Origin of the sequence: Stappia sp. TSB10GB4 (genome assembly GCF_900185745.1) — a bacterium.
Lineage (GTDB): Bacteria > Pseudomonadota > Alphaproteobacteria > Rhizobiales > Stappiaceae > Stappia.
The window spans coordinates 1-21,032 of the sequence record NZ_FYAV01000038.1 but is presented as its reverse complement, the minus strand read 5'-3'; the positions used below and the strand labels follow the sequence as shown (position 1 = coordinate 21,032).

Annotated in this window: 22 protein-coding genes and 1 pseudogene; 9 read left to right on the top strand and 14 right to left on the bottom strand. The window is 68.9% G+C overall.

Annotation, left to right across the window (positions count from 1 at the left end):
- Positions 1-5: 5 nt before the first annotated feature.
- On the bottom strand, positions 6-1,307 hold the full coding sequence (locus TSB10GB4_RS07515; protein WP_186395222.1) for a TRAP transporter large permease: 1,302 nt from the start codon (positions 1,305-1,307) through the stop codon (positions 6-8).
- A gap of 12 nt (positions 1,308-1,319) precedes the next feature.
- Positions 1,320-1,868, bottom strand: coding sequence for a TRAP transporter small permease (locus tag TSB10GB4_RS07510; protein WP_186395221.1), 549 nt, complete (start codon positions 1,866-1,868; stop codon positions 1,320-1,322).
- A 312-nt stretch (positions 1,869-2,180) separates the two neighbouring features.
- Between TSB10GB4_RS07510 and TSB10GB4_RS07505 the strand changes: the two genes are divergently transcribed.
- The 5 genes from TSB10GB4_RS07505 to TSB10GB4_RS07485 all read left to right on the top strand — a co-directional run bounded on the left by TSB10GB4_RS07505 (position 2,181) and on the right by TSB10GB4_RS07485 (position 7,698).
- Positions 2,181-3,161, top strand: a complete 981-nt coding sequence (locus TSB10GB4_RS07505) for a TRAP transporter substrate-binding protein (protein WP_186395220.1) — start codon at positions 2,181-2,183, stop codon at positions 3,159-3,161.
- A gap of 111 nt (positions 3,162-3,272) precedes the next feature.
- Positions 3,273-5,090 (top strand): glycoside hydrolase family 2 protein, encoded by a 1,818-nt coding sequence (locus tag TSB10GB4_RS07500; RefSeq protein WP_186395219.1) that lies wholly within the window; start codon positions 3,273-3,275, stop codon positions 5,088-5,090.
- Positions 5,087-5,839, top strand: coding sequence for an FCD domain-containing protein (locus tag TSB10GB4_RS07495; RefSeq protein ID WP_186389249.1), 753 nt, complete (start codon positions 5,087-5,089; stop codon positions 5,837-5,839). Before TSB10GB4_RS07500 ends, TSB10GB4_RS07495 begins: the two co-directional genes overlap by 4 nt.
- A 48-nt stretch (positions 5,840-5,887) precedes the next feature.
- Positions 5,888-7,057 carry a mannonate dehydratase gene (uxuA, locus tag TSB10GB4_RS07490; RefSeq protein WP_186395218.1) on the top strand — a complete coding sequence of 390 codons (1,170 nt, stop codon included), beginning with the start codon at positions 5,888-5,890 and terminating at the stop codon, positions 7,055-7,057.
- Positions 7,058-7,176: 119 nt separating this feature from the next.
- Positions 7,177-7,698: a DUF2478 domain-containing protein gene (locus tag TSB10GB4_RS07485; RefSeq protein WP_186395217.1), complete on the top strand. Its 522-nt coding sequence runs from the start codon at positions 7,177-7,179 to the stop codon at positions 7,696-7,698.
- A gap of 29 nt (positions 7,699-7,727) precedes the next feature.
- Here the strand turns inward: TSB10GB4_RS07485 and TSB10GB4_RS07480 are convergent, their stop codons facing one another.
- Genes TSB10GB4_RS07480 through TSB10GB4_RS07465 form a run of 4 tightly spaced genes read right to left on the bottom strand, consistent with a single transcriptional unit; the run spans position 7,728 to position 10,050 of the window.
- Positions 7,728-8,144 (bottom strand): MaoC/PaaZ C-terminal domain-containing protein, encoded by a 417-nt coding sequence (locus tag TSB10GB4_RS07480; RefSeq protein ID WP_186395216.1) that lies wholly within the window; start codon positions 8,142-8,144, stop codon positions 7,728-7,730.
- Positions 8,141-8,560, bottom strand: a complete 420-nt coding sequence (locus TSB10GB4_RS07475) for a hypothetical protein (RefSeq protein ID WP_186395215.1) — start codon at positions 8,558-8,560, stop codon at positions 8,141-8,143. The genes TSB10GB4_RS07480 and TSB10GB4_RS07475 overlap by 4 nt, the downstream gene beginning before the upstream one ends.
- 3 nt (positions 8,561-8,563) lie before the next feature.
- Positions 8,564-9,781 (bottom strand): beta-ketoacyl synthase, encoded by a 1,218-nt coding sequence (locus TSB10GB4_RS07470; protein ID WP_186395214.1) that lies wholly within the window; start codon positions 9,779-9,781, stop codon positions 8,564-8,566.
- On the bottom strand, positions 9,778-10,050 hold the full coding sequence (locus tag TSB10GB4_RS07465; protein WP_186389255.1) for a phosphopantetheine-binding protein: 273 nt from the start codon (positions 10,048-10,050) through the stop codon (positions 9,778-9,780). Before TSB10GB4_RS07465 ends, TSB10GB4_RS07470 begins: the two co-directional genes overlap by 4 nt.
- Before the next feature lie 268 nt (positions 10,051-10,318).
- Between TSB10GB4_RS07465 and TSB10GB4_RS07460 the strand changes: the two genes are divergently transcribed.
- Positions 10,319-11,164 carry a hypothetical protein gene (locus tag TSB10GB4_RS07460; RefSeq protein WP_186395213.1) on the top strand — a complete coding sequence of 282 codons (846 nt, stop codon included), beginning with the start codon at positions 10,319-10,321 and terminating at the stop codon, positions 11,162-11,164.
- Between the two features lie 18 nt (positions 11,165-11,182).
- Here TSB10GB4_RS07460 and TSB10GB4_RS07455 read toward each other — a convergent pair whose 3' ends face one another.
- Positions 11,183-11,905 (bottom strand): 1-acyl-sn-glycerol-3-phosphate acyltransferase, encoded by a 723-nt coding sequence (locus TSB10GB4_RS07455; protein WP_208984554.1) that lies wholly within the window; start codon positions 11,903-11,905, stop codon positions 11,183-11,185.
- Positions 11,906-11,975: 70 nt separating this feature from the next.
- Complete coding sequence (locus tag TSB10GB4_RS07450) at positions 11,976-12,683, bottom strand: fumarylacetoacetate hydrolase family protein (RefSeq protein ID WP_186395211.1); 708 nt, start codon at positions 12,681-12,683, stop codon at positions 11,976-11,978.
- A gap of 221 nt (positions 12,684-12,904) precedes the next feature.
- Between TSB10GB4_RS07450 and parA the strand changes: the two genes are divergently transcribed.
- The gene (parA, locus tag TSB10GB4_RS07445; RefSeq protein ID WP_186395210.1) at positions 12,905-13,555 is read left to right on the top strand and encodes a ParA family partition ATPase; all 651 of its coding nucleotides are present in this window, start codon (positions 12,905-12,907) and stop codon (positions 13,553-13,555) included.
- 6 nt (positions 13,556-13,561) lie between these two features.
- Here the strand turns inward: parA and aat are convergent, their stop codons facing one another.
- The 6 genes from aat to TSB10GB4_RS07415 form a co-directional block, all read right to left on the bottom strand.
- Entirely contained in the window at positions 13,562-14,251 is a 690-nt protein-coding gene (gene aat / locus TSB10GB4_RS07440) for a leucyl/phenylalanyl-tRNA--protein transferase (protein WP_186395209.1), read from the bottom strand.
- Positions 14,252-14,370: 119 nt separating this feature from the next.
- The gene (accC, locus tag TSB10GB4_RS07435; protein ID WP_186395208.1) at positions 14,371-15,720 is read right to left on the bottom strand and encodes an acetyl-CoA carboxylase biotin carboxylase subunit; all 1,350 of its coding nucleotides are present in this window, start codon (positions 15,718-15,720) and stop codon (positions 14,371-14,373) included.
- A 14-nt stretch (positions 15,721-15,734) separates the two neighbouring features.
- Positions 15,735-16,193, bottom strand: a complete 459-nt coding sequence (gene accB, locus TSB10GB4_RS07430; RefSeq protein WP_186395207.1) for an acetyl-CoA carboxylase biotin carboxyl carrier protein — start codon at positions 16,191-16,193, stop codon at positions 15,735-15,737.
- Positions 16,194-16,243: 50 nt separating this feature from the next.
- Positions 16,244-16,684 (bottom strand): type II 3-dehydroquinate dehydratase, encoded by a 441-nt coding sequence (gene aroQ, locus TSB10GB4_RS07425; protein WP_186389263.1) that lies wholly within the window; start codon positions 16,682-16,684, stop codon positions 16,244-16,246.
- Positions 16,685-16,844: 160 nt separating this feature from the next.
- Positions 16,845-17,597: a DsbA family protein gene (locus TSB10GB4_RS07420; protein WP_186395206.1), complete on the bottom strand. Its 753-nt coding sequence runs from the start codon at positions 17,595-17,597 to the stop codon at positions 16,845-16,847.
- Positions 17,598-17,662: 65 nt separating this feature from the next.
- On the bottom strand, positions 17,663-19,147 hold the full coding sequence (locus tag TSB10GB4_RS07415; protein WP_186395205.1) for a M48 family metalloprotease: 1,485 nt from the start codon (positions 19,145-19,147) through the stop codon (positions 17,663-17,665).
- 267 nt (positions 19,148-19,414) lie between these two features.
- On the opposite strand from TSB10GB4_RS07415, the gene TSB10GB4_RS07410 reads away from it, so the two are divergent.
- Both TSB10GB4_RS07410 and TSB10GB4_RS23645 read left to right on the top strand, forming a co-directional pair.
- Positions 19,415-20,575, top strand: coding sequence for a pyridoxal phosphate-dependent aminotransferase (locus tag TSB10GB4_RS07410; protein ID WP_186395204.1), 1,161 nt, complete (start codon positions 19,415-19,417; stop codon positions 20,573-20,575).
- Positions 20,576-20,838: 263 nt separating this feature from the next.
- A pseudogene (locus TSB10GB4_RS23645) lies at positions 20,839-21,032 on the top strand (hypothetical protein); the annotation flags it as partial.

The following is a 21,032-nucleotide window of genomic DNA, read 5'->3' as shown; positions in this document are numbered from 1 at the left end:
GCGGATCAGTATCCGAGCAGGAGGCGGGGCAGGGCGAGGCTCAGCTCGGGCACGAAGGTGACCAGCAGCAGCATCGCGATCAGCACGCCGTAGAAGGGCAGCAGCGGCTTCAGCACGTCGCCGATCGAGACCTTGGCGACCGAGCAGCCGACGAACAGGGCCGAGCCGACCGGCGGGGTGCAGATGCCGATGCACAGGTTGAAGGTCATCACCACGCCGAAATGCACCGGGTCCATGCCGAGGCCCGCCACCACCGGCAGGAAGATCGGCGTGAAGATCAGCAGCGCCGGCGTCATGTCCATGAAGGTGCCGACGACGAGCAGGGCGAGGTTGATGACCAGCAGCAGCACGATCGGGTTGTCCGACAGGCCGAGCAGGATGTCGGAGATCGTGTAGGGGATGTCGGCGAAGGCCATCACCTTGGACATGGCGATGGAGCAGCCGATCATCAGCAGCACGATGGAGGTGGTGACGGCCGATTCCAGGATGATGCCGGGCAGGTCCGAGACCTTGATCTCGCGGTACCAGACCAGCGCCAGGAACAGGGTGTAGACCACGGCGGCGGCCGAGGCCTCGGTGGCGGTGAAGACGCCGCCGATGATGCCGCCCATGACGATGAAGATCAGTCCGAGCGGCAGGATCGCGTCGGCCGTCTTGCGCACGACCTCGTCCAGGCTCGGGCGCGGGGCGACCGGGTAGCCGCGCTTCTTGGCGATGATGCCGGCCACCGTCATGATGCCGAGGCCCATCAGGATGCCGGGCACGTAGCCGGCGACGAACAGCGCGGCGATCGAGGTGCCGTTGGTGATCAGCGAATAGACGATGAAGGTGGTCGAGGGCGGGATCAACAGGCCCGTGGGGCAGGAGGCGATGTTGACGGCGGCCGAGTAGGAGGGGGCGTAGCCCTCCTTCTTCTGCAGCGGCGCCATGACGCCGCCGACGGCGGCGGCCGAGGCGACGGCCGAGCCGGAGATCGAGCCGAACATCATGTTGGCCAGCACGTTGCAATGGGCGAGCGAGCCGGGCAGCCGGCCGCCGAGCACCTTGGCGAATTCGATCAGCCGCAGGGCGATGCCGCCGCGATTCATGATGTTGCCGGCCAGGATGAAGAAGGGGATCGCCAGCAGGGTGAAGCTGTCGAGGCCGGAGGCCATCTGCTGGGCGGTGATGTAGACCGACTGGTTGAAGGTCATGAACAGCATGAAGGTCACGACCGTGGCGATGCCGATGGCGAAGGCGATCGGCACGCCGACCGCCATCAGCAGCCCGAAGGACCCGAACAGGGTGAGTGCGCTCTGCAGTTCCATCTGGTCGGCTCCTCAGTCCCGCCGGCCGCCGGCGGGCGTGCCAGGATCGGTATCAGCGTCGGTATCGGCGTCGGTGTCGGTCGGGTGGGGCTCGCCGCGGGCGTAGCCGACGAGGAACCAGGCGCAATAGAACAGGATCATCCCGCCGGAGAAGGGGATGGCGCCGTAGACATAGCCCATGGGGATGCGCAGGGCCGGCGAGACCTGGCCGGTCGCCAGGGTGCGCGACATCAACTGGATGCCGCCATAGACCATGACGAGGGCGGCGAAGCCGGCGATCAGCAGCATGACGAGGATCGCCAGCGCGCGGGCGGCGCGACCGCTGACCATCAGCGGCAGCACGTCGATGGCCAGGTGCCGGCCCTGGCCGAGCGTATAGGCGGCGCCGACGAGGCCGGTCCACATGAACAGGAAACGGGCCATCTCGTCGGTGACGGTGCTCGGGGTGCCGAGCACGTAGCGCGAGACGACCTGCCAGACGACACAGGCGACGAGCACCGCGAAGACGGCGGCGATCAGCAGGCCGAGGATCCGGTCGATCCGGGTCTTCAGGGCGTTCATGGCGAAACGCCCCCTGGCGAGGCCGAACGGCCGGTGGCTGCCATGGTGTCCTCCCGTCTGCGGCCCGTCGGTGCGGGCCGGTCTTGTCCGTGCAGCGCATGCGCGGAGCTTATGCTTCTCACATCGCCGATTTCTAAAAATTGGTCAACCAATTTCCGAAACTGGTTGACAGGAGGCCGGCTTCTGAAGAAGTCTCTGGATGAGCTGGCCTGGATTGGTCGGCCAATCTGTGTGGCCGGCAGACCAGTCGCGGGCCCGCAAGGTCGGTGGCGGCACTGCCGCTCCGGCCGGACAACAACCGGGAGGTACCCCATGCGCATGTCCCTTCGCGCCGCCGCCATCGCCGGCGCGGCCCTGATCGCCTTCGCGTCCGCCGCCGAGGCCCGCACGCTGCGGCTCAACCACAACAATCCGGAAGACCATCCGCTGCACAAGTCGATGGAATTCATGGCCGAGCGCGTCAGCGAACTGACCGGCGGCGACATCAAGATCCGCGTCTATGCCAATGCCCAGCTCGGCAACCAGCGCGAGTCGATGGAGCTGATGCAGAACGGCACGCTCGACATGGCCCGCTCCAACGCCAGCGAGTTGGAGGCCTTCGAGGAGTCCTACGCGGCGCTGAACCTGCCCTTCATCTTCGCCAACGACGATCACTACTACAAGGTCCTGTCCGGCGACATCGGCGACGACATTCTCGCCGCCTCGCACGACAAGGGCTTCGTCGGCATCGCCTTTTATGTCGAGGGTGCCCGCTCCTTCTATGCCAACAAGGAAATCCGCACGCCGGACGACCTCAAGGGCATGAAGATGCGCGTGCAGCCGAGCCCGTCGGCCATCCGCATGGTCGAACTGCTCGGCGCCAGCCCGACGCCGATCGCCTGGGGCGAGCTCTACAGCGCCCTGCAGCAGGGTGTCGTCGACGGCGCGGAGAACAACCCGCTGGCGCTGACCACCGCCCGCCATGGCGAGGTCTCCAAGATCTATTCCAACAACGAGCACACGATGATCCCGTCGGTGGTGATGGTCTCCACCCAGACCTGGGACGGGCTCACCGAGCAGCAGCAGACCGCACTGCGGCAGGCCGCGCGCGAATCGATGGACTTCCACCGCGACAACTGGAACCGGGAAGTCGCCGAGGGCATCGAGCTCGCCAAGTCCGAGCTCGGCGTCACCTTCATCGAGGTCGACAAGGCTCCCTTCGTCGAGAAGGTGCTGCCGATGCATGAGGAAGCCGCCGCCAAGTCCGAGCGCGTCGCCGACCTGATCAAGCGGATCAAGGCCGCCGCCGAATAAGGCGTCCTTTGAAAGCCTTCCGCGTCCCGGCCTCGTGCCGGGGCGCGGGATCTTCCCCGTCCGCGCCTGCCCCCCACCCCCCGACGAGAGGGGCCGTTCCGGAGTTCGCTCGTGCTTGAACGTTCCGCCCTTGCCGAAAACGCCCTGCAGGCCCTGCATGACGAGGACTACGACCGTCCCTACAACACGCAGGCGCTCAATCACGAGACGATGATCTTCATCGGCGGCCGCACGCCCGTCAGCCTCAATGGTGCCTGGAATTTCTGCGTCGACCTGCTCGACACCGGCCTGCGCCAGAAGTGGTTCGCCATGCAGCCGATGCCGGCGGAAGAGCGAAGCGAGCCCTGGGACTACGATCCCTATGAGGGCGACACCGTGCCGGTGCCCTCCTGCTGGCAGATGCTGAAAGAGACGTGGTATTTCTTCGAGGGCAGCGCCTGGTACACCCGGCCGCTCGACATGCCGCAGGACCTCGGCTCCGGCCGCCGCTTCCTGCGCGTCGGCGCCGCCCAATACGACTGCAAGGTCTTCCTCAACGGCGACTTCCTCGGCAACCATTATGGCGGCTCGACGCCGTTCTTCTGCGAGTTGACCGGCCACCTGCGCCCCGGCCGCAACTGGCTGATGCTGATGGTCAACAACACGCGCACGCTCGACCGCGTGCCGATGCGCAACACCGACTGGTTCAACTATGGCGGCCTCTACCGCGAGGTTTCGCTCTTTGAGACGCCGGCCAGCGTGATCCGCGACCTCTTCGTGCATCTGGTGCCGGACGGCGGCTATGACCGCATCCGCGCCGCCGTCGAGGTTGATGGCGGGGCGCGCGAGGCGGTGCTGGAGATCGCCGAACTCGGCATCCGCCAGGCGATTTCGCTCGATGCCGAGGGCCGCGGCGAGGTCATCGTCGAGGCGCGCCCGGAGCTGTGGTCGCCGGAGAGCCCGAAGCTCTATGCCGTGTCGCTTGCCGCCGGCGACGACCGGGTCGAGGACCGCATCGGCTTCCGCCAGATCGAGCGGGTCGGCGACGAGATCCGCCTCAACGGCCGCTCGCTGTTCCTGCGCGGCATTTCCGTGCATGAGGACGACCGGGAACTGGGCAAGGTGACGAGCGAGGCGGACCTGCGCCGCCGCTTCGCCGATGCCCGCGATCTCAACTGCAATTACCTGCGCCTTGCCCATTATCCGCATCACGAGATGGCGGCGCGGCTGGCCGACGAGCTCGGCTTCCTGCTGTGGGAGGAGATCCCGGTCTATTGGGCGATCGCCTTCGACAATCCGGCGACCTATCGCGACGCGCGCAACCAGCTCATCGAGTTGATCAAGCGCGACCGCAACCGGGCGAGCGTCATCATCTGGTCGGTCGGCAACGAGAATCCGGACACCGATGCGCGGCTCGACTTCATGAAGGGGCTGGCCGACACCGCCAAGGCCTTCGATCCGACGCGCCTGACCTCGGCCGCCTGCCTCGTCAACCACGCCCGCAACCGCATCGAGGACCGGCTCGCCGAGCATATCGACGTGATCGGCATCAACGAATATTACGGCTGGTACGAGGAGAATTTCGAGGATCTCGTCGAGATCGGCCGCAATTCCGATCCGGGCAAGCCGGTGGTGATCTCCGAGACGGGGGCGGACGGCGCCATCGGCGAGGGCGCCCCGGCGCGCGGCCTGTTCAGCGAAGCCTATATGACGCAGGTCTACGAGAAGCAGATCGAGACCCTGCGTGCGCTCTCCTATGTCAAGGGCATGTCGCCTTGGATTCTCTACGATTTCCGGGTTGAACGCCGGCAAAATATCTTCCAGCGTGGTTTCAACAAGAAGGGCCTGATCGCCGCCGACAAGGCGACGCGCAAGGACGCCTTCGCGGTGCTGTCGGCCTATTATGCCGAGCGCCGCGACGCGGAGGCGGGCGGGGAGGAGATGGCATGACCGGGGATGCGGGCGGCAAGCGGCGCTACGAGGATGTCGCGGAGGCCCTGAAGCGGGAGTTGACGAGCGGCGGCTACAAGGTCGGCGACCGCATCAAGACCGAACGGCAGATGTCGGAGGAACTCGGCGTCAGCCGCTCGCTGGTGCGCGAGGCCGTCATCATGCTGGAGATCGAGGGCTTCGTCGATGTCCGCAAGGGCTCCGGCATCTATGTGTCGCGGCTGCCGTCGGGCGAGAGCCCGACCAGCGGCGGCGATATCGGCCCGTTCGAGCTGCTGCAGGCGCGGCAGGTGCTGGAGAGCAGCATTGCCGCCTTCGCCGCCTCGACCGTCACCAAGGCCGACATCCTGCGCATGCGCCAGGCGCTGGACATGGAGCGCAAGGCCATCGAGACCGGGTCGGAAGACTATTCCGGCGACGAGCTGTTCCATCACCTGATCGCCGAGGCGACGCAGAACAGCGTCTTGGTCGACATGATCGACGAGCTGTGGCGCAAGCGCGAACAGAGCCCGATGTGGGCGCGCCTGCACAGCCGCATCTTCGACAGCGGCTATCGCGGCCAGTGGCTGGAGGATCACCAGGCGATCCTCACCGCCCTGCAATGCCGCGATCCGCGCGCCGCGCGCCAGGCCATGTGGCAGCACCTGGAAAACGTCCGCCAGACCCTGCTCGAACTGTCGGATGTCGATGATCCGCAGTTCGACGGCTACCTCTTCGACAGCGGGCCGGTCGCCGCCGCAAGCACCTGACCGCCGCCGTCGATCCCATTCATCTCCTCGCCCGAGGGAACGAACGCAATGCAGCAGACATGGCGCTGGTTCGGCCCGTCCGATCCGGTCACCCTCACAGACATCCGCCAGGCCGGCGCGACCGGCATCGTCACGGCCCTGCACGACATGCCGAACGGCACCGTGTGGCCGCGCGAGGCGATCCGCGCCCGCCGCGAGATGATCGAGGCGGCCGGCCTCGTCTGGGCGGTGGTGGAAAGCATCCCGGTGCATGAGGACATCAAGACGGCGGCGCCCGGCTGGCAGCGCCATGCCGAGGCCTGGGCGAGAAGCGTCGAGAACCTCGCCGCCGAGGGCGTGCGCACGATCTGCTACAATTTCATGCCGGTGCTCGACTGGACCCGCACCGAGCTTGCGCATGAACTCCCCGATGGCGCCCGCTGCCTGCGCTTCGACCAGGCGCGCTTCGCCGCCTTCGACCTGTTCATCTTGGCGCGCGAGGGGGGCGAGGCCGACTATGCGCCGGCCGAGATCGAGGCCGCCCGCCGCCTGCATGCCGGCATGGACGCCGCCGAGATCGCCCGGCTCACCGACACGATCATCGCCGGCCTGCCGGGTTCGGAGGAAAGCTACTCGCTGGAGAGCTTCCGCGCGCGGCTCGGCGCTTATGCCGGCATCGACGCGGCGGCCCTGCGCGGCCAGCTTGCCGCCTTCCTCGCCATCGTCCTGCCGGCGGCGGAGCGGGCCGGGGCGGTGCTCGCCATCCATCCGGATGACCCGCCGCGTCCGCTGTTCGGCCTGCCGCGCATCGTCTCCTGCGAGGCCGACATGGCGGCCATCGCGGCGATGTCGGCGAGCCCGGCCAACGGCTTCACCTTCTGCACCGGCTCCTACGGGGTGCGGGCGGAGAACGACCTGCCGGCGATGCTGGCGCGGTTCGGCGAGCGGGTGCATTTCCTGCATCTGCGGGCGACCAAGCGCGAGGCGGACGGGCGCAGCTTCCACGAGGCCGCCCATCTCGACGGCGATGTCGACATGGTCGCGGTGATTTCGCAGGTGGTGCGCCTGGAGCGGGCGCGCGGCGCGGTGCTGCCGATGCGGCCCGACCACGGCCACCAGTTGCTCGACGACCTGCGCCGGGTGTCGACGCCGGGCTATCCGGCGATCGGCCGGCTGCGCGGCCTTGCCGAGCTTCGCGGCGTCGAGCGCGCCGTCGCGGCGCTGCTGCCGGCTTTGTGAGACGGGCTTCCCTGCATCGGCGCTCTTGCCTCGGCCGGTGAAGGTCTGCGATACCTGTCCCTGCAAAGGATCCGCCTTGGCGCGGATCGACAGCCTGCGGACGGGAAGCGGACCTTACCATGCGACTGGCCTACACGACGTCTGCCGGACGCGGCGACATGGATACGGTGCTCGCCCGGGTCGCCGGGCGGCTCGAGGGGCGGGGCCTGCGGGTTCTCGGCGTCGTCCAGATCAACACCGCCTGCGAGGACGACCGGCCCTGCGACATGGACGTCAAGGTGCTGCCGGACGGGCCGTTGATCCGCATCTCGCAGTCGCTGGGGCCGCAGGCGCGCGGCTGCCGTCTCGATCCGCAGGGGCTGGAGCAGGCGGTCGGCGAGACCGCCGCCCGGCTCTCCGGCGGCGGCGACGTGCTGATGATCAACAAGTTCGGCAAGCAGGAGGCTGAGGGCAGGGGCTTTCGCGACGTGATCGCCGAGGCGCTGGCCGCCGGCATGGCGGTCATCGTCGGCGTCAACGGGCTCAACCTGCCGGCCTTCCTGGACTTCTGCGGCGACATGGCAACCCGGCTCCCGGCCGATGTCGAGGCCATTGTCGATTGGGCCGATGCCGCGCTCGCCACCGTTGCCGAAGACGCGTAAGCGCGCCTGTCTCGGCCCGTCCTTTGCGGCTACCCGTCTTCGGACAAATGCATCACCGCCTCGCCGATGCAGATCATCGTGCCGGCGCCATTGGCGATGGTGAGGCGCAGCACCAGCTCCGTTGCCCCGTCTTCCAGCGCGCGGACGCGGGCGACGCGCCCGCCGATGACAATGCCGTCGCCCACCGCCAGCGGTTTCAGAAAGCGGGTGGAGAGGCCTTTGAGGCGCGCGCCCGGCAGCCAGCTCCGGATCGCGCCCTCAAGGCGGCCCATCACCAGCATGCCGTGGACGATCGGTCCCGGCAGGCCGGCGGCGCGGGCGGCGGCCGCATCGAGATGGATCGGGTTGCGGTCGCCGGAGGCCTGCGCATAGGCGGCGACGGCCGCCGCATCGAGGGTCGCAAGCGGCGTGTCGTCGAAGCGGTGGCCGACGGCAAGCGTGCTCATGCGCCCTTCTCGCGATTCTCGAACAGCACGATCTCGGCGCGAAACTCCTGCAGGAACGTGCCCTCCCTCTCGCCGCGCACCCGGCCGCGCAGGGTGAGGCGGTCGGCGCGCTCCTCGTGCCGCTTCCAGTCGACGGCGACCGTGTAGCGGCGGTCCATCTGCAGCGGCGCGTGGAAGGTGAAGTCCTGCGCCTGGTGGACCAGCGCGGCGGCGCGCTCGGCGGCAAGGTCCGCCAGCCGCGCCAGCACCTTGGGATGCGAGAACACGGTGAAGGCATAGGTCGCCGGCACCGGCTCGGCAGGCCCCGGCTCGGCAGGGGCCCCGAGCGCGGCGGCGAAGGCGGCGACGGTGGCACGGTCCGTCGCAAGCTCCAGCTCGGCGATCCCGGTCCAGCCCGTGTCGCCCGCTCCGCCCATCGGTCAGACCTTCCGGATGGCGATGGTGGCGTTGATCCCGCCGAAGGCGAAGGAATTGCTGATCGCCGCATCGATCGGCCGGGCGCGGGCGGTGTTGGGCACCGGGTCGGCCAGGCATTTGGGGTCCGGCGCCAGCCAGTTGATCGTCGGCGGGGCGATGTTGTCGCGCAGCGCCTGGACGGTGATCACCAGTTCGATGGCGCCAGCCGCGCCCAAGGCATGGCCGTGGATCGGCTTGGTCGAGGAGACGGAAACCTCGCCGATATGGGCGCCGAACACCTGGCGCAGCGCCTCGCTCTCGGAAATGTCGTTGAGCACCGTGCCGGTGCCATGGGCGTTGACATAGCCGATGTCCCGCGGCGTCAGGCCGGCATCGGCCAGCGCATTGGCCATGGCGGCGGCCGGTCCCTCGACCGTCGGGCGCAGCAGGTCGCCGGCATCGCTGGTCGTGCCGTAGCCGGCGATCTCGGCCAGCGGCGTCGCGCCGCGCTTCAAGGCGTGCTCCAGCTCCTCGATCACCAGCACGGCGGCGCCTTCGCCCAGCACCATGCCGTTGCGCTTGTCGGAGAACGGCCGGCAGGTTTCCGGCGCCATCACCCGCAGCACCTCCCAGGCGCGGAAGGTCGCCGGCGTCAGCAGCGCCTCGCTGCCGCCCACCAGCATGGCGTCGGCCATGCCGGCGCGGATCATCTGCAAGCCGTAGCCGACCGCCTGGGTGCCGGAGGCGCAGGCGCTGGAGATCGCCAGCGAGGGGCCGCGCACGCCGTAGCGCATGCTGATCTGCGAGGCGGCGGCATTCGGCATCACCTTGGCGATGGTCAGCAGGTCGGTGCGCGTCTCGGTGACGTAGAAGGCATAGTGCCCGTCGTCGGTGGTCCAGGAGCCGCCGATGCCCGAGCCGATGATCGCGCCGAAGCGGGGGCCGAGCGGCGCGCCCGTGTCGAGGCCGGCCTGTTTCAGCGCCTCGGCGGCGGCGACCAGCGCGAGCTGCGCGAAACGGTCGGTGGTCTTGAGCTCCTGCTCGCTCAGATGCGCGGCCGGATCGAAACCGGCGATATGCGCGGCGCGGGTGATGCGCTGGCGCGGATAGCGGTCGAGGCGGAAGTCCGACACGCCGCTGCGTCCCTCGCGCGCGGCCTCCCACAGGGCGGGCACCCCGGAGCCGGCAGCGGTGATCGCGCCCAGTCCGGTGACGACGACGCGCCGGCCTGCCGCCGTCACGCGGCGGCTTCCTTCATCCGCGCGGCGAGCACCTTGAGGAAGTCGCCCACCGTGCTGGCCTCGGCCAGATCGCCGTCGACGGGAATATAGACGCCGAATTCCTCCTCGATCGCCATCAGGATGACGACCATGTCGGCGGACTGGATGCCGAGATCCTCGAAGCTGGCTTCCGGCACCAAGGCTTCGCGCCCGACCATGCCTTCCTTCGCCACCAGATCGAGCAGGCGCTCGATCGTTGCGCTATCCATCCCCTCGGCCGTTTGTGCCATGTCAGCCTCGTACCTGCGATTTGCAACGTGTTTTGCCGATGTCATAAGGGGTAAGCCGACTTGGTTCCAGCAGGAAAGTGAAAATAAGGTCGCGCCCCGGCGCCCCTCCCGGCGGGTGCCGGCCGGCCGCCTCCCTTCGCGCGCCTGGCCGCGCGGCTTGCGGGATCGCGGCGGCTCCACTATTGACGTCCTGTCCGTAAGGCTAGGGCGACACGGCCGGGCCGCAAGCCGGGCGCGAGACGAGGCAGAATCGGGGCAACGGCACGGCATGGAACAGTCTCTGGAAGCCAGAGCGGGGGAGGCATCGGCCGACGGGTCGGCGGCGGCGGACGCCTCGCGCGGCGCCCGGCTCGCCGGGTGGGTCGCGGCGCTGCCGGTGGTGATTGTTCCCGGCTTTGCCATCTACATGATGGTCTGGGCCCGCTGGGCCTTCTACGAGCGCCACCCCGACTATATCCTGCGCAGCGCGCCGACCGTCAGCCGCGCCATTACCGATCCGGCCATCGGCGACCCGTTCGCCGCCGCGATCCTTGCCGTCGCCATCGTCATCGCGCTGGCGATGGTGCCGCTGTCCTTTGCCTTCCTCGGGGCGATCTCGGCCCGCGCCGGCCATCTGCCGCGCGTTGCGACCAGCCTGCGGCGGCTGATGGCGGTGTTCCTGGTGATGCAGGCGCTCGGCACCACGGGCATGGTCATCTGCACCCAGGTGACCTTCCGCCACGATCACGACCTGCACATGCTCGGCAGCTACCTGTTCTTCGTGTTCCAGGCGCTGTCGATCCTGATGAGCGGCATTCTCACCACCCGGCTGCTGCGCCTGCCGGACACGGGACGGCCGACCTATCTGCGCCTCGGCTCGCGCTACACGCGCCTGCGCCGCGACCTTGCCTTCGTCACCGCCGGCCTTGCCGGGTTCTATGTGCTGCTGTTCCTGGTCAAGGGGATGGACCTGCCGATCCCCGAATACGACATCTACTATGCCTATACGGTGCAGGAGATCGTCACCATCTCGGCCTATATCGTCCACTTCATGCTCTATGCGCCGGAGATCTATCGGATGGCCCGCGATTTCGCCGCCGGATCGCGCTCCCGTCGCCTGATCCGGGGCGCCTGATCCAGGGCGCCTGAGCCGTCAGGGCCGGGGCGTTGCCATCGCCGCGCGGGCAAGCTCCGCCGAGCGCGGCTCCACCGCCTGCTGCAACTCGGCCATGAAGGCGCCGCTGGACAGTCCGGGGGCAAGCGCCGGCAGGATCTCGATGGTGATGCGGCCGGGAAACTTCCAAGGACTGTTGCGCGGCCAGAACAGGCCGGAGTTCAGCGCCACCGGCACGCAGGGCACCTGCAATGCCCGGTACAGCGCGGCGACGCCCGGACGGTAGTTCGGGGCGGAGAGCGGCGCGCTGCGCGTTCCTTCGGGAAAGATCACCACCTGCCGGCCGTCGGCGATGCGCCGCTTCGCCTGGCGGATCAGGCTCATCAGGGCGCTGGCGCCGGCGTTCCGGTCGATGGCGATATGGCCGAGCCGCCACATGCCCCAGCCGGCGACCGGGATCAGCGTCAGCTCGCGCTTCAGCACGAAGGCCGGGTCGGTCAGGATCACCTGCAGCGCCAGCGTCTCGAAGGCCGACTGGTGCTTGGCGGCGATCAGGCAGGGCCCCTCCGGCAGGTTTTCCCGCCCGCGCACCTCGTAGGCGAGCCCGACGGTCAGCCGCAGCAGGGCGAGCCAGCCATGCACGACGAGGCGCGCGACGACCCGCGTCACGGCCCGCGGCAGGATCATGAAGAGGCAGGCCGGCAGCAACAGCACAAGCGATGCGATCACCAGCCCCTGGAAGGCGAGGGAGCGCAGGACCACGCGCGTGCTCGCGCGCGGCGGTGTCCAGACGGCTGGAGCAGGCACTGGAGCTCCGTCTGCGGCCATGGGGTCAGTCCCGGTCCTGCGGCGCGCCGATGGCAAGGCTGAGCCGCGCCACGCCCTCGATCTCGCCCTCCACGAGGTCGCCGGGCTGCAGCGCCGCGACGCCGGCCGGGGTACCGGTGAAGATCAGGTCGCCCGGCTTCAGCTCCACCGAGGCGCTGCAGATCGCGACGATATCGGCGACCGGCCAGATCTGGTCGGCGAGATCGCCCTGCTGGCGAAGCTCGCCGTTGACCGACAGGGCGATACGCCCGCGCTTCGGGTGGCCGATGCGGCTTGCCGGCACCAGCGGCGAGCACGGGGCGGAGCGGTCGAAGGCCTTGCCCCAGTCCCAGGGCCGGCCGAGGTCCTTGGCCTGCTGCTGCAGGTCGCGGCGCGTCAGGTCGAGGCCGATGCCGTAGCCCCAGATATGGCTTTCCGCTTCCTCAGGGGCGATGTCGCGCCCGCCGCGGCCGATGGCGACGACCAGTTCCACCTCGTGATGCAGATCCGCCGTCAGCGGCGGATAGGGGATGGTGCCGCCGGCATCGCACACCGCGTCGGCCGGCTTGGTGAAGAAGAACGGCGGCTCCCGGTCCGGGTCCTTGCCCATCTCGCGGGCATGGGCGGCATAGTTGCGCCCGACGCAGAACACCCGGCGGATCGGAAAGCGTGCGTCCGTCCCCTCGACCGCGACATCGGCGGCCGGAGGCGGGGCAATCACGTAGTCTGTCACGGAAAGTCTCCTCTCGGGGGGCCGCGTGCGGGGCGCCGGCGAAGCTCCGCTCCGGCAGGCGGAGCGCTCCTGTTTACGCCCTTGCCGGGAGCCGGTCCAGTGGCCGCGAAGCATGTCCGGCGGGGCGGCGCCGGCTATCTGGCGATGACGATTGTCTTTGTTTTTTTGCGATGCAACAATGGCGGCAACAACAGCGTGAACGAGACCTGTGGGAGCGGACGATGACGGGGCGTATCATTTCGGTCGCGCAGCAAAAGGGCGGCTCGGGCAAGACGACGCTGGCGGCGCATCTTGCGGTGGCGCTGGCCGCGCGCGGCGCCTTTCCGGTCGCCGTGGTCGATATCGACCCGCAAGGTTCGCTCGGCACCTGGTACGAGGCCCGCGAGGGCTCGCTCGGCGACGGCGCCACCGGGCTCACCTTCCGCACCTCCAGCGGCTGGGGCGCCCGCCGCGAGGCGCGCTCGCTCGCCCGCGACCACGGTCTCGTCATCCTGGACACGCCGCCCAAGACCGATTCCGACGTGCGCCCGGCGATCGAGGCCGCCGACCTCGTCCTGGTGCCGATGCAGCCGACCCAGGTCGACCTGTGGGCCACCGGCCAGACGGTCGACATCGCCCGCCGCGAGGGCACCGACTCTCTCGTCGTGCTGAACCGCGTGCCGCCGCGCGCCGCGCTGACCGCCGAGGTGATGGGGCTGATCGGCGAGAACGGCTTCACCGTCGCCTCCGCCCGGCTCGGCAACCGCACGGCCTTCGCCGCCTCGATGGGCGAGGGGCTGACGATCCTGGAGACGGAGGCGCGCGGCAAGGGCGCGGACGAGGCGCGCGCGCTCGCCGAAGAGGTCGCGCGGCTGCTCGGCCTGGAGGTTTAGAAGCGGTCAGCCCCCGGCCGCGTCATCCTGCGCGCCGTCGATGACGGCCAGCGCCTGCGCGCCGCTCACCCGGTCGGGCAGGGTCAGGAAGTCGCCATAGCGGGCGAGCGCGTTGCCAAGCAGCCTGTCGTAGCGGGCCTTGGGCACGTCCAGCGCGCCGAACTGGGAGAGGTGCTCGGTGACGAACTGGGCGTCCAGCAACTCGTAGCCGCCGGCGACCAGCCGCGCCACCAGATGGCTCAGCGCCACCTTGGAGGCATCGCGCTCGCGGGCGAACATGCTCTCGCCGAAGAAGGCGCCGCCCAGCGACACGCCGTAGAGCCCGCCGACCAGCCGTCCCTCGCGCCAGGCTTCCACCGTGTGGCAATAGCCCATGTCGTAGAGCGCGCCGTAGAGGCGGCGGATCTCGCTGTTGATCCAGGTCTTGCGGCGGTCGTCGGTGGGGGCGGCGCAGCCGTCGATCACGCCCTGGAAGTCGTGGTCGATGCGGATCTCGAACACGTCCTGGCGAATGGTGCGGCGCAGGCGGCGCGGGATGTGGAAACCGTCGAGCGGCAGGATGCCGCGGTGTTCCGGCTCGATCCAGAAGAGGTTCGGATCCTCGGCCGACTCGGCCATCGGAAAGATGCCGCAGGCATAGGCCTTCAGCAGCACCTGCGGCGTGATGACCAGCGGATCGCGGGTGTTCCTGCCCATGGCTGCCTTTCCTCGGCGGACGATCGAAGGCGGACGATGGAAGGCGGGCGGTCGGAAGGCGGGCGGCGCCGGTCGCCGCCCATCTCCTCAGGTGCCCATCTTCTCAGGTGCCCGTCTTCTTAGGTATCCGTCTTGGCCGCGAGATATTTCTCTAGCCAGTGGATGTCATACATGCCGTTGGCGATGTCCTGGTTGTCGACCAGGTCGCGAAACAGCGGAATGGTCGATTCGATGCCGTCGACGACGAATTCGTCGAGGCAGCGGCGCAGCCGCATCATGCACTCCACCCGGTTGCGGCCATGCACGATCAGCTTGCCAATCAGGCTGTCGTAATGCGGCGGGATCCGGTAGCCCTGATAGACACCGGAATCGACGCGCACGCCGAGACCCCCGGGCGGGTGATAATAGGTGATCTTGCCCGGCGAAGGCGCGAAGCTGCGCGGGTTCTCCGCATTGATCCGGCATTCGATGGCATGGCCCTCGAACACCACATCCTCCTGGCGCAGCGTCAGTTCGGCACCGGAGGCGATGCGGATCTGCTCGTTGACCAGGTCGATACCGGTAATCATTTCGGTCACCGGATGTTCCACCTGCAGGCGGGTGTTCATCTCGATGAAGTAGAACTGGCCGTCCTCGTAGAGGAATTCGATCGTGCCGACGCCGCGATATTTCAGCTTGCGCATGGCGGCGGCGACGATCTCGCCGATCTCCTTGCGCTGCGCCGCGTTCAGCGCCGGGGAGGGGGCTTCCTCCCAGACCTTCTGGTGGCGGCGCTGCAGCGAGCAGTCGCGCTCGCCGAGGTGGATGGCGTTGCCCCGGCCGTCGCCCAGCACCTGGATCTCGATGTGGCGCGGCTTGCCGAGATACTTCTCCATGTAGAGCGCATCGTCGCCGAAGGCGGCCTTGGCTTCCGAGCGGGCCGTCGACAGCGCGGTGTCGAGATCCTTCTCGCTGAGCGCCACCTTCATGCCGCGTCCGCCGCCGCCGGCGGCCGCCTTGACCAGCACCGGATAGCCGATCTCGCGGGCGATGGCATGGGCGTCGTCCGCCGGCGTCACCGCGCCGTCGGAGCCGGGCACCACCGGGATGCCGAGGTCGCGCGCCGTCTGCTTGGCGGCGATCTTGTCGCCCATGATGCGGATATGCTCGGCGGTCGGGCCGATGAAGCCGATCTCATGGGCTTCGAGGATCTCGGCGAAGCGGGCGTTTTCCGACAGGAAGCCGTAGCCGGGATGCACCGCGTCGGCGCCGGTGATCTCGCAGGCGGCGAGCAGTTGCGGGATGTTGAGATAGCTGTCGCGCGCGGCCGGGGGGCCGATGCAGACGCTCTCGTCGGCAAGGCGCACATGCATGGCATCGGCATCGGCGGTCGAGTGCACGGCCACCGTCTGGATGCCAAGCTCCTTGCACGCGCGCAGCACCCGCAGCGCGATCTCGCCCCGGTTGGCGATCAGGATCTTGGTGAACATGGGCTCGGTCCCCGTCACTCGATGACGACGAGGGGCTCGCCGTACTCCACCGGCTGGCCGTCGTCGACAAAGATCGCGGTCACCCGTCCGGCGCGCGGCGCCGGGATCTGGTTCATGGTCTTCATGGCTTCGACGATCAGCAGCGTGTCGCCGGCGGCGACCGTGTCGCCGACCTCGACGAAGGTGCGCGCGCCCGGTTCCGGCGAGCGGTAGGCGGTGCCGACCATCGGCGAGAGCACCGCGCCCGGATGGCTTGCCGCCTCGGTGGCGGCGACCGGGGTGGCGACGACCGGCGCCGGCGCGGCGGCAGCGGCGCGGGCGAAGGAGACCGGAGCCTCGACCGTCACCTGACGGGCGACGCGGACGCGGAAGTCGTCCCGCTCCAGCTCGATCTCGGTCAGATTGGTCTCGTCGAGCAGCATCGCGAGCTGGCGAATCAGGTCCTGGTCGATCTGGTCTTTCTTTTCCGACATGGGCTTGTCTTGGTCTTTTCGTGGTTGATCGGGCGCCGCGCGCCCGAAGGTCATGGCCGGATGACGGTCGACAGCGCTTCCAGCGCCAGCCGGTAGCCCGTCGGGCCGAAGCCGCAGATCACGCCGAGCGCGACCGGCGACACGTAGGAGCGGTGGCGGAACGCCTCGCGGGCATGGACGTTGGACAGATGGACCTCGACGGTCGGGATCTGCACCGCCCGGATCGCGTCGTGAAGCGCCACCGAGGTGTGGGTATAGGCCGCCGGGTTGATCACCAGGCCCTGGGCGACGTCGCCCGCCTCCTGGATCCAGTCGACCAGCACGCCCTCGTGGTTGGTCTGGCGGAACTCGATGTCCAGGTCCAGATCCTCGCCGACATCGCGGCACAGCCGCTCGATATCGGCCAACGTCGCCGTTCCGTAGGTGGAAGGCTCCCGTGTTCCGAGCCGGTTGAGGTTCGGCCCGTTGAGGACATAGATGGCGGCGGACATGGATTCCCCGTTGAGGGTCCCTTGAAGGCTCCGCAACGGGGCCCGCAAGGGACGACGCGCCGCACAAGGCGCCGCGTCACGATACTCGCCTCTTATAGGGACAAGCGGGGATGAGGAAAAGACCTCATCTTGCCGCTGCCCGCCCCCATGGCTTCGGCGCTCAGCAGGTCGCCTGGCCGCAATTGCGCATGGCCGCGACCTTGCCCTTGAGCTGGTCGTAGCCGACCGCGCCCATCACCACCTCGTCGCCGATCACATAGGACGGGGTGCCGGTCAGGCCGAGCCGGTTGGCGAGCATGTAGACCTCCTCGAGAGTGGTGTTGACCTCGCTCTTGCCCAGCGTCTCCTCGACCTTGGCAGCGTCAATGCCGGCGGCCGTCGCGGCGGCCAGCGCCGCTGCCTTGTTGGCCTGGCCGCGCAGGCCCATCAGCTCGCGGTGGAAGTCGTGATACTTCTCCGGCGCCACCAGGTTGACGGCGACCGCCACCTGCGCCGCCTCGACCGAACCCTGGCCCAGCACCGGGAATTCCTTGAGGACGATCCGCAGCTTGCCGTCCTCCTTCAGCAGCCGTTCCATGTCGACCATGGCGCGCTTGCAGTAGCCGCAATTGTAATCGAAGAACTCGACCAGCGTGACGTCGCCCTCGCGGTTGCCGAGCTCCACCTGGCGGGTGGAATCGAACAGGATGTCGGCCACCGTCGACAGCGCGTCGGAGCGGGCCTTGTTGGCGGCGGCGATCTCGCGGCGCTCCAGCTCCTCCAGCGCCTCGCGGATCACCTCCGGGTTCTGGACGAGGTAGTCGCGCACGATGGTCTCGACATCGCCGCGCGACAGCGGCGTGTCCTGGGCGAGCGCCAGCGGCGACAGGAGGAGGGCCAGCGTCGCGGCGGCGGCCAGTACGAGTTTCTTCATTCGGGTCTCCAGCGGCCGGGTGGGTCCGGCCTCGTTGGCGGGTGCCGTCGCAGTGTCGCTTGCGCTCACGAGCGGCCGGGAAGCTGCGGCGGTTTATAGGACACGATATCATCGGCCTGCAGCCATGCGGGCGTGCCGGGCTTCAAATTTTTTTGTGCGCGGGCGGCGTAGCGCTTGGCCGCCTGGAAGTCGCCGCGCGCCATCAGCCCGCGCGCGGTCGCCACGTCCGCCTCCGCCGTCTTGCCCTGGCGGCCGAGCGCGATGGCGAGCTGCGAATGGCCGATCGGCGAGTTCTCGTCCACCTGTAGGCCGGCCTTGAGGATCTTCTCGGCCTCCGGCAGCAGCGCGTTGTCGTTGGCCGCGACCAGCGCGAAGCCGAGCCAGATCTGGAACTGCGCCTCGCGCGGGCGCAGGCTCAAGGCCTGGCGGAACGGCGCGATGGCCGCCTTGGGGTTGCCGGATTCCAGCAGCGCCTGGCCCTTCAGCTCGTGGAAATAGGGGTTGTCCGGCTGCCGGCGGATCAGCTTGTCGATCGCCTCGACCGCTTCGCTGCGGCTGCGCGTGCGCATGGTGACGACGGCGCGGGCGTATTCGGCCGGCAGCGAGCTGTCGGAGCGCGGGTAGTCGCGCGCCACCGTGCTCGGATGGGCGGTGAAGGCGATCAGCTTGGCCCGCACCATGTCGTGGCGGGCCTGCAGTCGCGGGTCTTCCGGCGTGTCCCAGTAGGGGCTCTGGCGCGCCACCGTCTCGAGCTGGGTCAGCCGTTCGCGCGGCATCGGGTGGCTCTGGGCATAAGGGTCGGTGTACTGGGACGAGAACAGGGTCTGGTCGGCGAAGCGCGAGAAGGTCTTCAGCATGCCGCGCGCCGACTGGCGGGTCTTCTGCAGATAGGTGAGGGCGGCGCGGTCGGCGACCGATTCCTCGCCGCGCCGATAGGCGAGCAGCGAGCGGTGGGCCAGCCCCGCGCCGGCGGTCAGGGCGCCGGCGCCGCCCTGGGCAATGTCGCTTGAGCCGGAGCTGGAGCCGGCGGCGATGGCGCCGGCGCCCAGCACCGCGCCGATCACCGCGATCACCTGGGCATTGGCCAGCGCCTGGCGCAGCCGCACCAGATGGTTGCCGGAGATGTGGCCGATCTCATGCGCCAGCACGCCGATCACCTCGCCCGGCGTCTCGGCGTCGATGATCACCCCGACATTGATGAAGATGCGGCGGGCATCGGCGACGAAGGCGTTGAAATCGTTGCGGTTGACCAGGATGATGTCGACCTGCTGGCGGGCGATGCCGGCGGCGTCGAAGATCGGCCCGGCATAGTCGCGCATCAAGGCTTCGGTCTCCGCGTCGCGCACCAGGGGCAGGCTGCCCTGCGCCCGCGCGGCCGTGCCCATCGGCGTCAGCGCCGGCCCCAGCGCCAGCACGCCGGCCAGCGCCAGCGTGGCGCTCCGGCGCAGCAGACGGCGCAGCAGTCCGCGCGCCGGGCTGCGGCTTGCATCCGTGCGGCGCACCGCGGGCGATGCCGTGCCGGTTCGGTCGAGCGAGCGGAAGGACCCCATCTTCTGCCTCTTGCCTGTTGTGCCTCTTGCCGGATCTGCCTGCTGCCGGATCTGCCTCTTGCCAGTCGGGCCGGCGGGCAAAATCCCGCTCCTCCCACGCCGCGAGCCTCGACAGCGGCCCGCGCGAAGGGTAGGGAGCCCGTGACGGGCGGTCAACTGCTCCGGCGCGCCTGCCTACCCGTCTTGACGCGGCAAATGCGGCGCGAGATAGGCAGAGGCGGGCGTTTTCCGTCACTTTGCCGTCATGAGCGTACACAGGATCTTTCCATGCCGCATCCCTCCCGCCGGTCCGACGTCGAGCCGTTCCTCGCCATGGACGTTTTGTCGCGTGCCAATGCCCTGGAGGCGGAGGGCGCCCGCATCCTGCACATGGAGGTCGGCCAGCCCGGCGCGCCGGCGCCGACGCCGGTGCTCGCGGCGGCCCGCGCGGCGCTGGAGGGCGGGCGCATCGGCTATACCGAGGCGCGGGGGCTCGCCGGCCTGCGGCAGGCGATCGCCGGCTATTATCGCGACACCCACGGTCTCGACGTGCCGCTGTCGCGGATCGTCGCCACCACCGGCTCGTCGGCCGGCTTCAACCTCGCCTTCCTCGCCGCCTTCGATGTCGGCGACAGGGTGGCGATCACCGCGCCCGGCTATCCGGCCTATCGCAACATCCTGAAAGCGCTGGGTCTCGTCCCGGTCGAGATCGAGGTCGGCGCCGACACCCGCTGGGCCCTGACGCCGGAGCTGCTGGAGGCCGCCCATCGCGAGGGTCCGCTCAAGGGCGTGCTGGTCGCCTCTCCGGCCAATCCCACCGGCACGATGACGACGCCGCAGGCGCTGAAGGCCTTGAGCGATGCCTGCGAGGCGCTCGATATCCGCTTCATCTCCGACGAGATCTATCACGGCCTTGTTTTTGACGGCGAGCAGGAGACGGCGCTGTCCTTCACGAACAAGGCCATCGTCATCAACAGTTTCTCGAAATACTACTGCATGACTGGCTGGCGCATCGGCTGGATGGTGCTGCCGGAGGATCTGGTGCGCCCGGTCGAGCGCATCGCCCAGAGCCTCTACATCTCGCCGCCGGAACTGTCGCAGCGGGCCGCGGCCGCGGCCTTCGGCGCACGCGACGAGCTGGAGGCGGTGAAGGCCGGCTATGCCCGCAACCGCGCGCTGTTGCTGGAGCGCATGCCGACGCTCGGCTTCACCGAACTGCTCCCCGTCGACGGCGCCTTCTATCTCTATGCCGGCATCCGTCCCTTCGCCAATGACAGTCTCGCCTTCGCCTCGCGGATGCTGGAGGAGGCCGGCATCGCGGCAACGCCGGGCCCGGATTTCGACCCGGTCAACGGCCGCTCCTACATGCGCTTTTCCTTCGCCGGCGACCATGCCGTCATCGCCGAGGCTGTCGACCGCCTCGCCGACTGGCTGCCCCGGGCCGGGTGAGGGGCGCGCATTTCGCTCCACCCTCGCGTTTCGTCCTTCCGGACGGCGCGCCTTTCCGCGCCCCTTCCGCGCTCGTCCGTCTCCGTGCGTCCTCCCGGGCGCAATCCTCTCTTTTCGTCATCCCGGGCAAGGCGCAGCCGCGACCCGGGACCGGCGAGCCGAGGGCCTCGCGAAGGCACTCCCAAAAGACACCGCAACCGCCGTGCCTCCCCGGTCCCGGATCGTCGGCCTTCGGCCTCGTCCGGGAAGACGCGGGGAGGGGCATGTGCGACAAATATCCGCTGAGGGCGCCATTGGTTCCCGTTGGGGTGGACGGCCCCCATCCGGCGCCGTTTTGCGCCAAGATGATGGTCCCAACACATCGAAGGAGCCGCCCAATGAACGAGATTACGCGCATCGGCATGGACACGTCCAAGCATCTCTTCCAACTCCACGGGGTTGATGCCGCCGGAGAGAC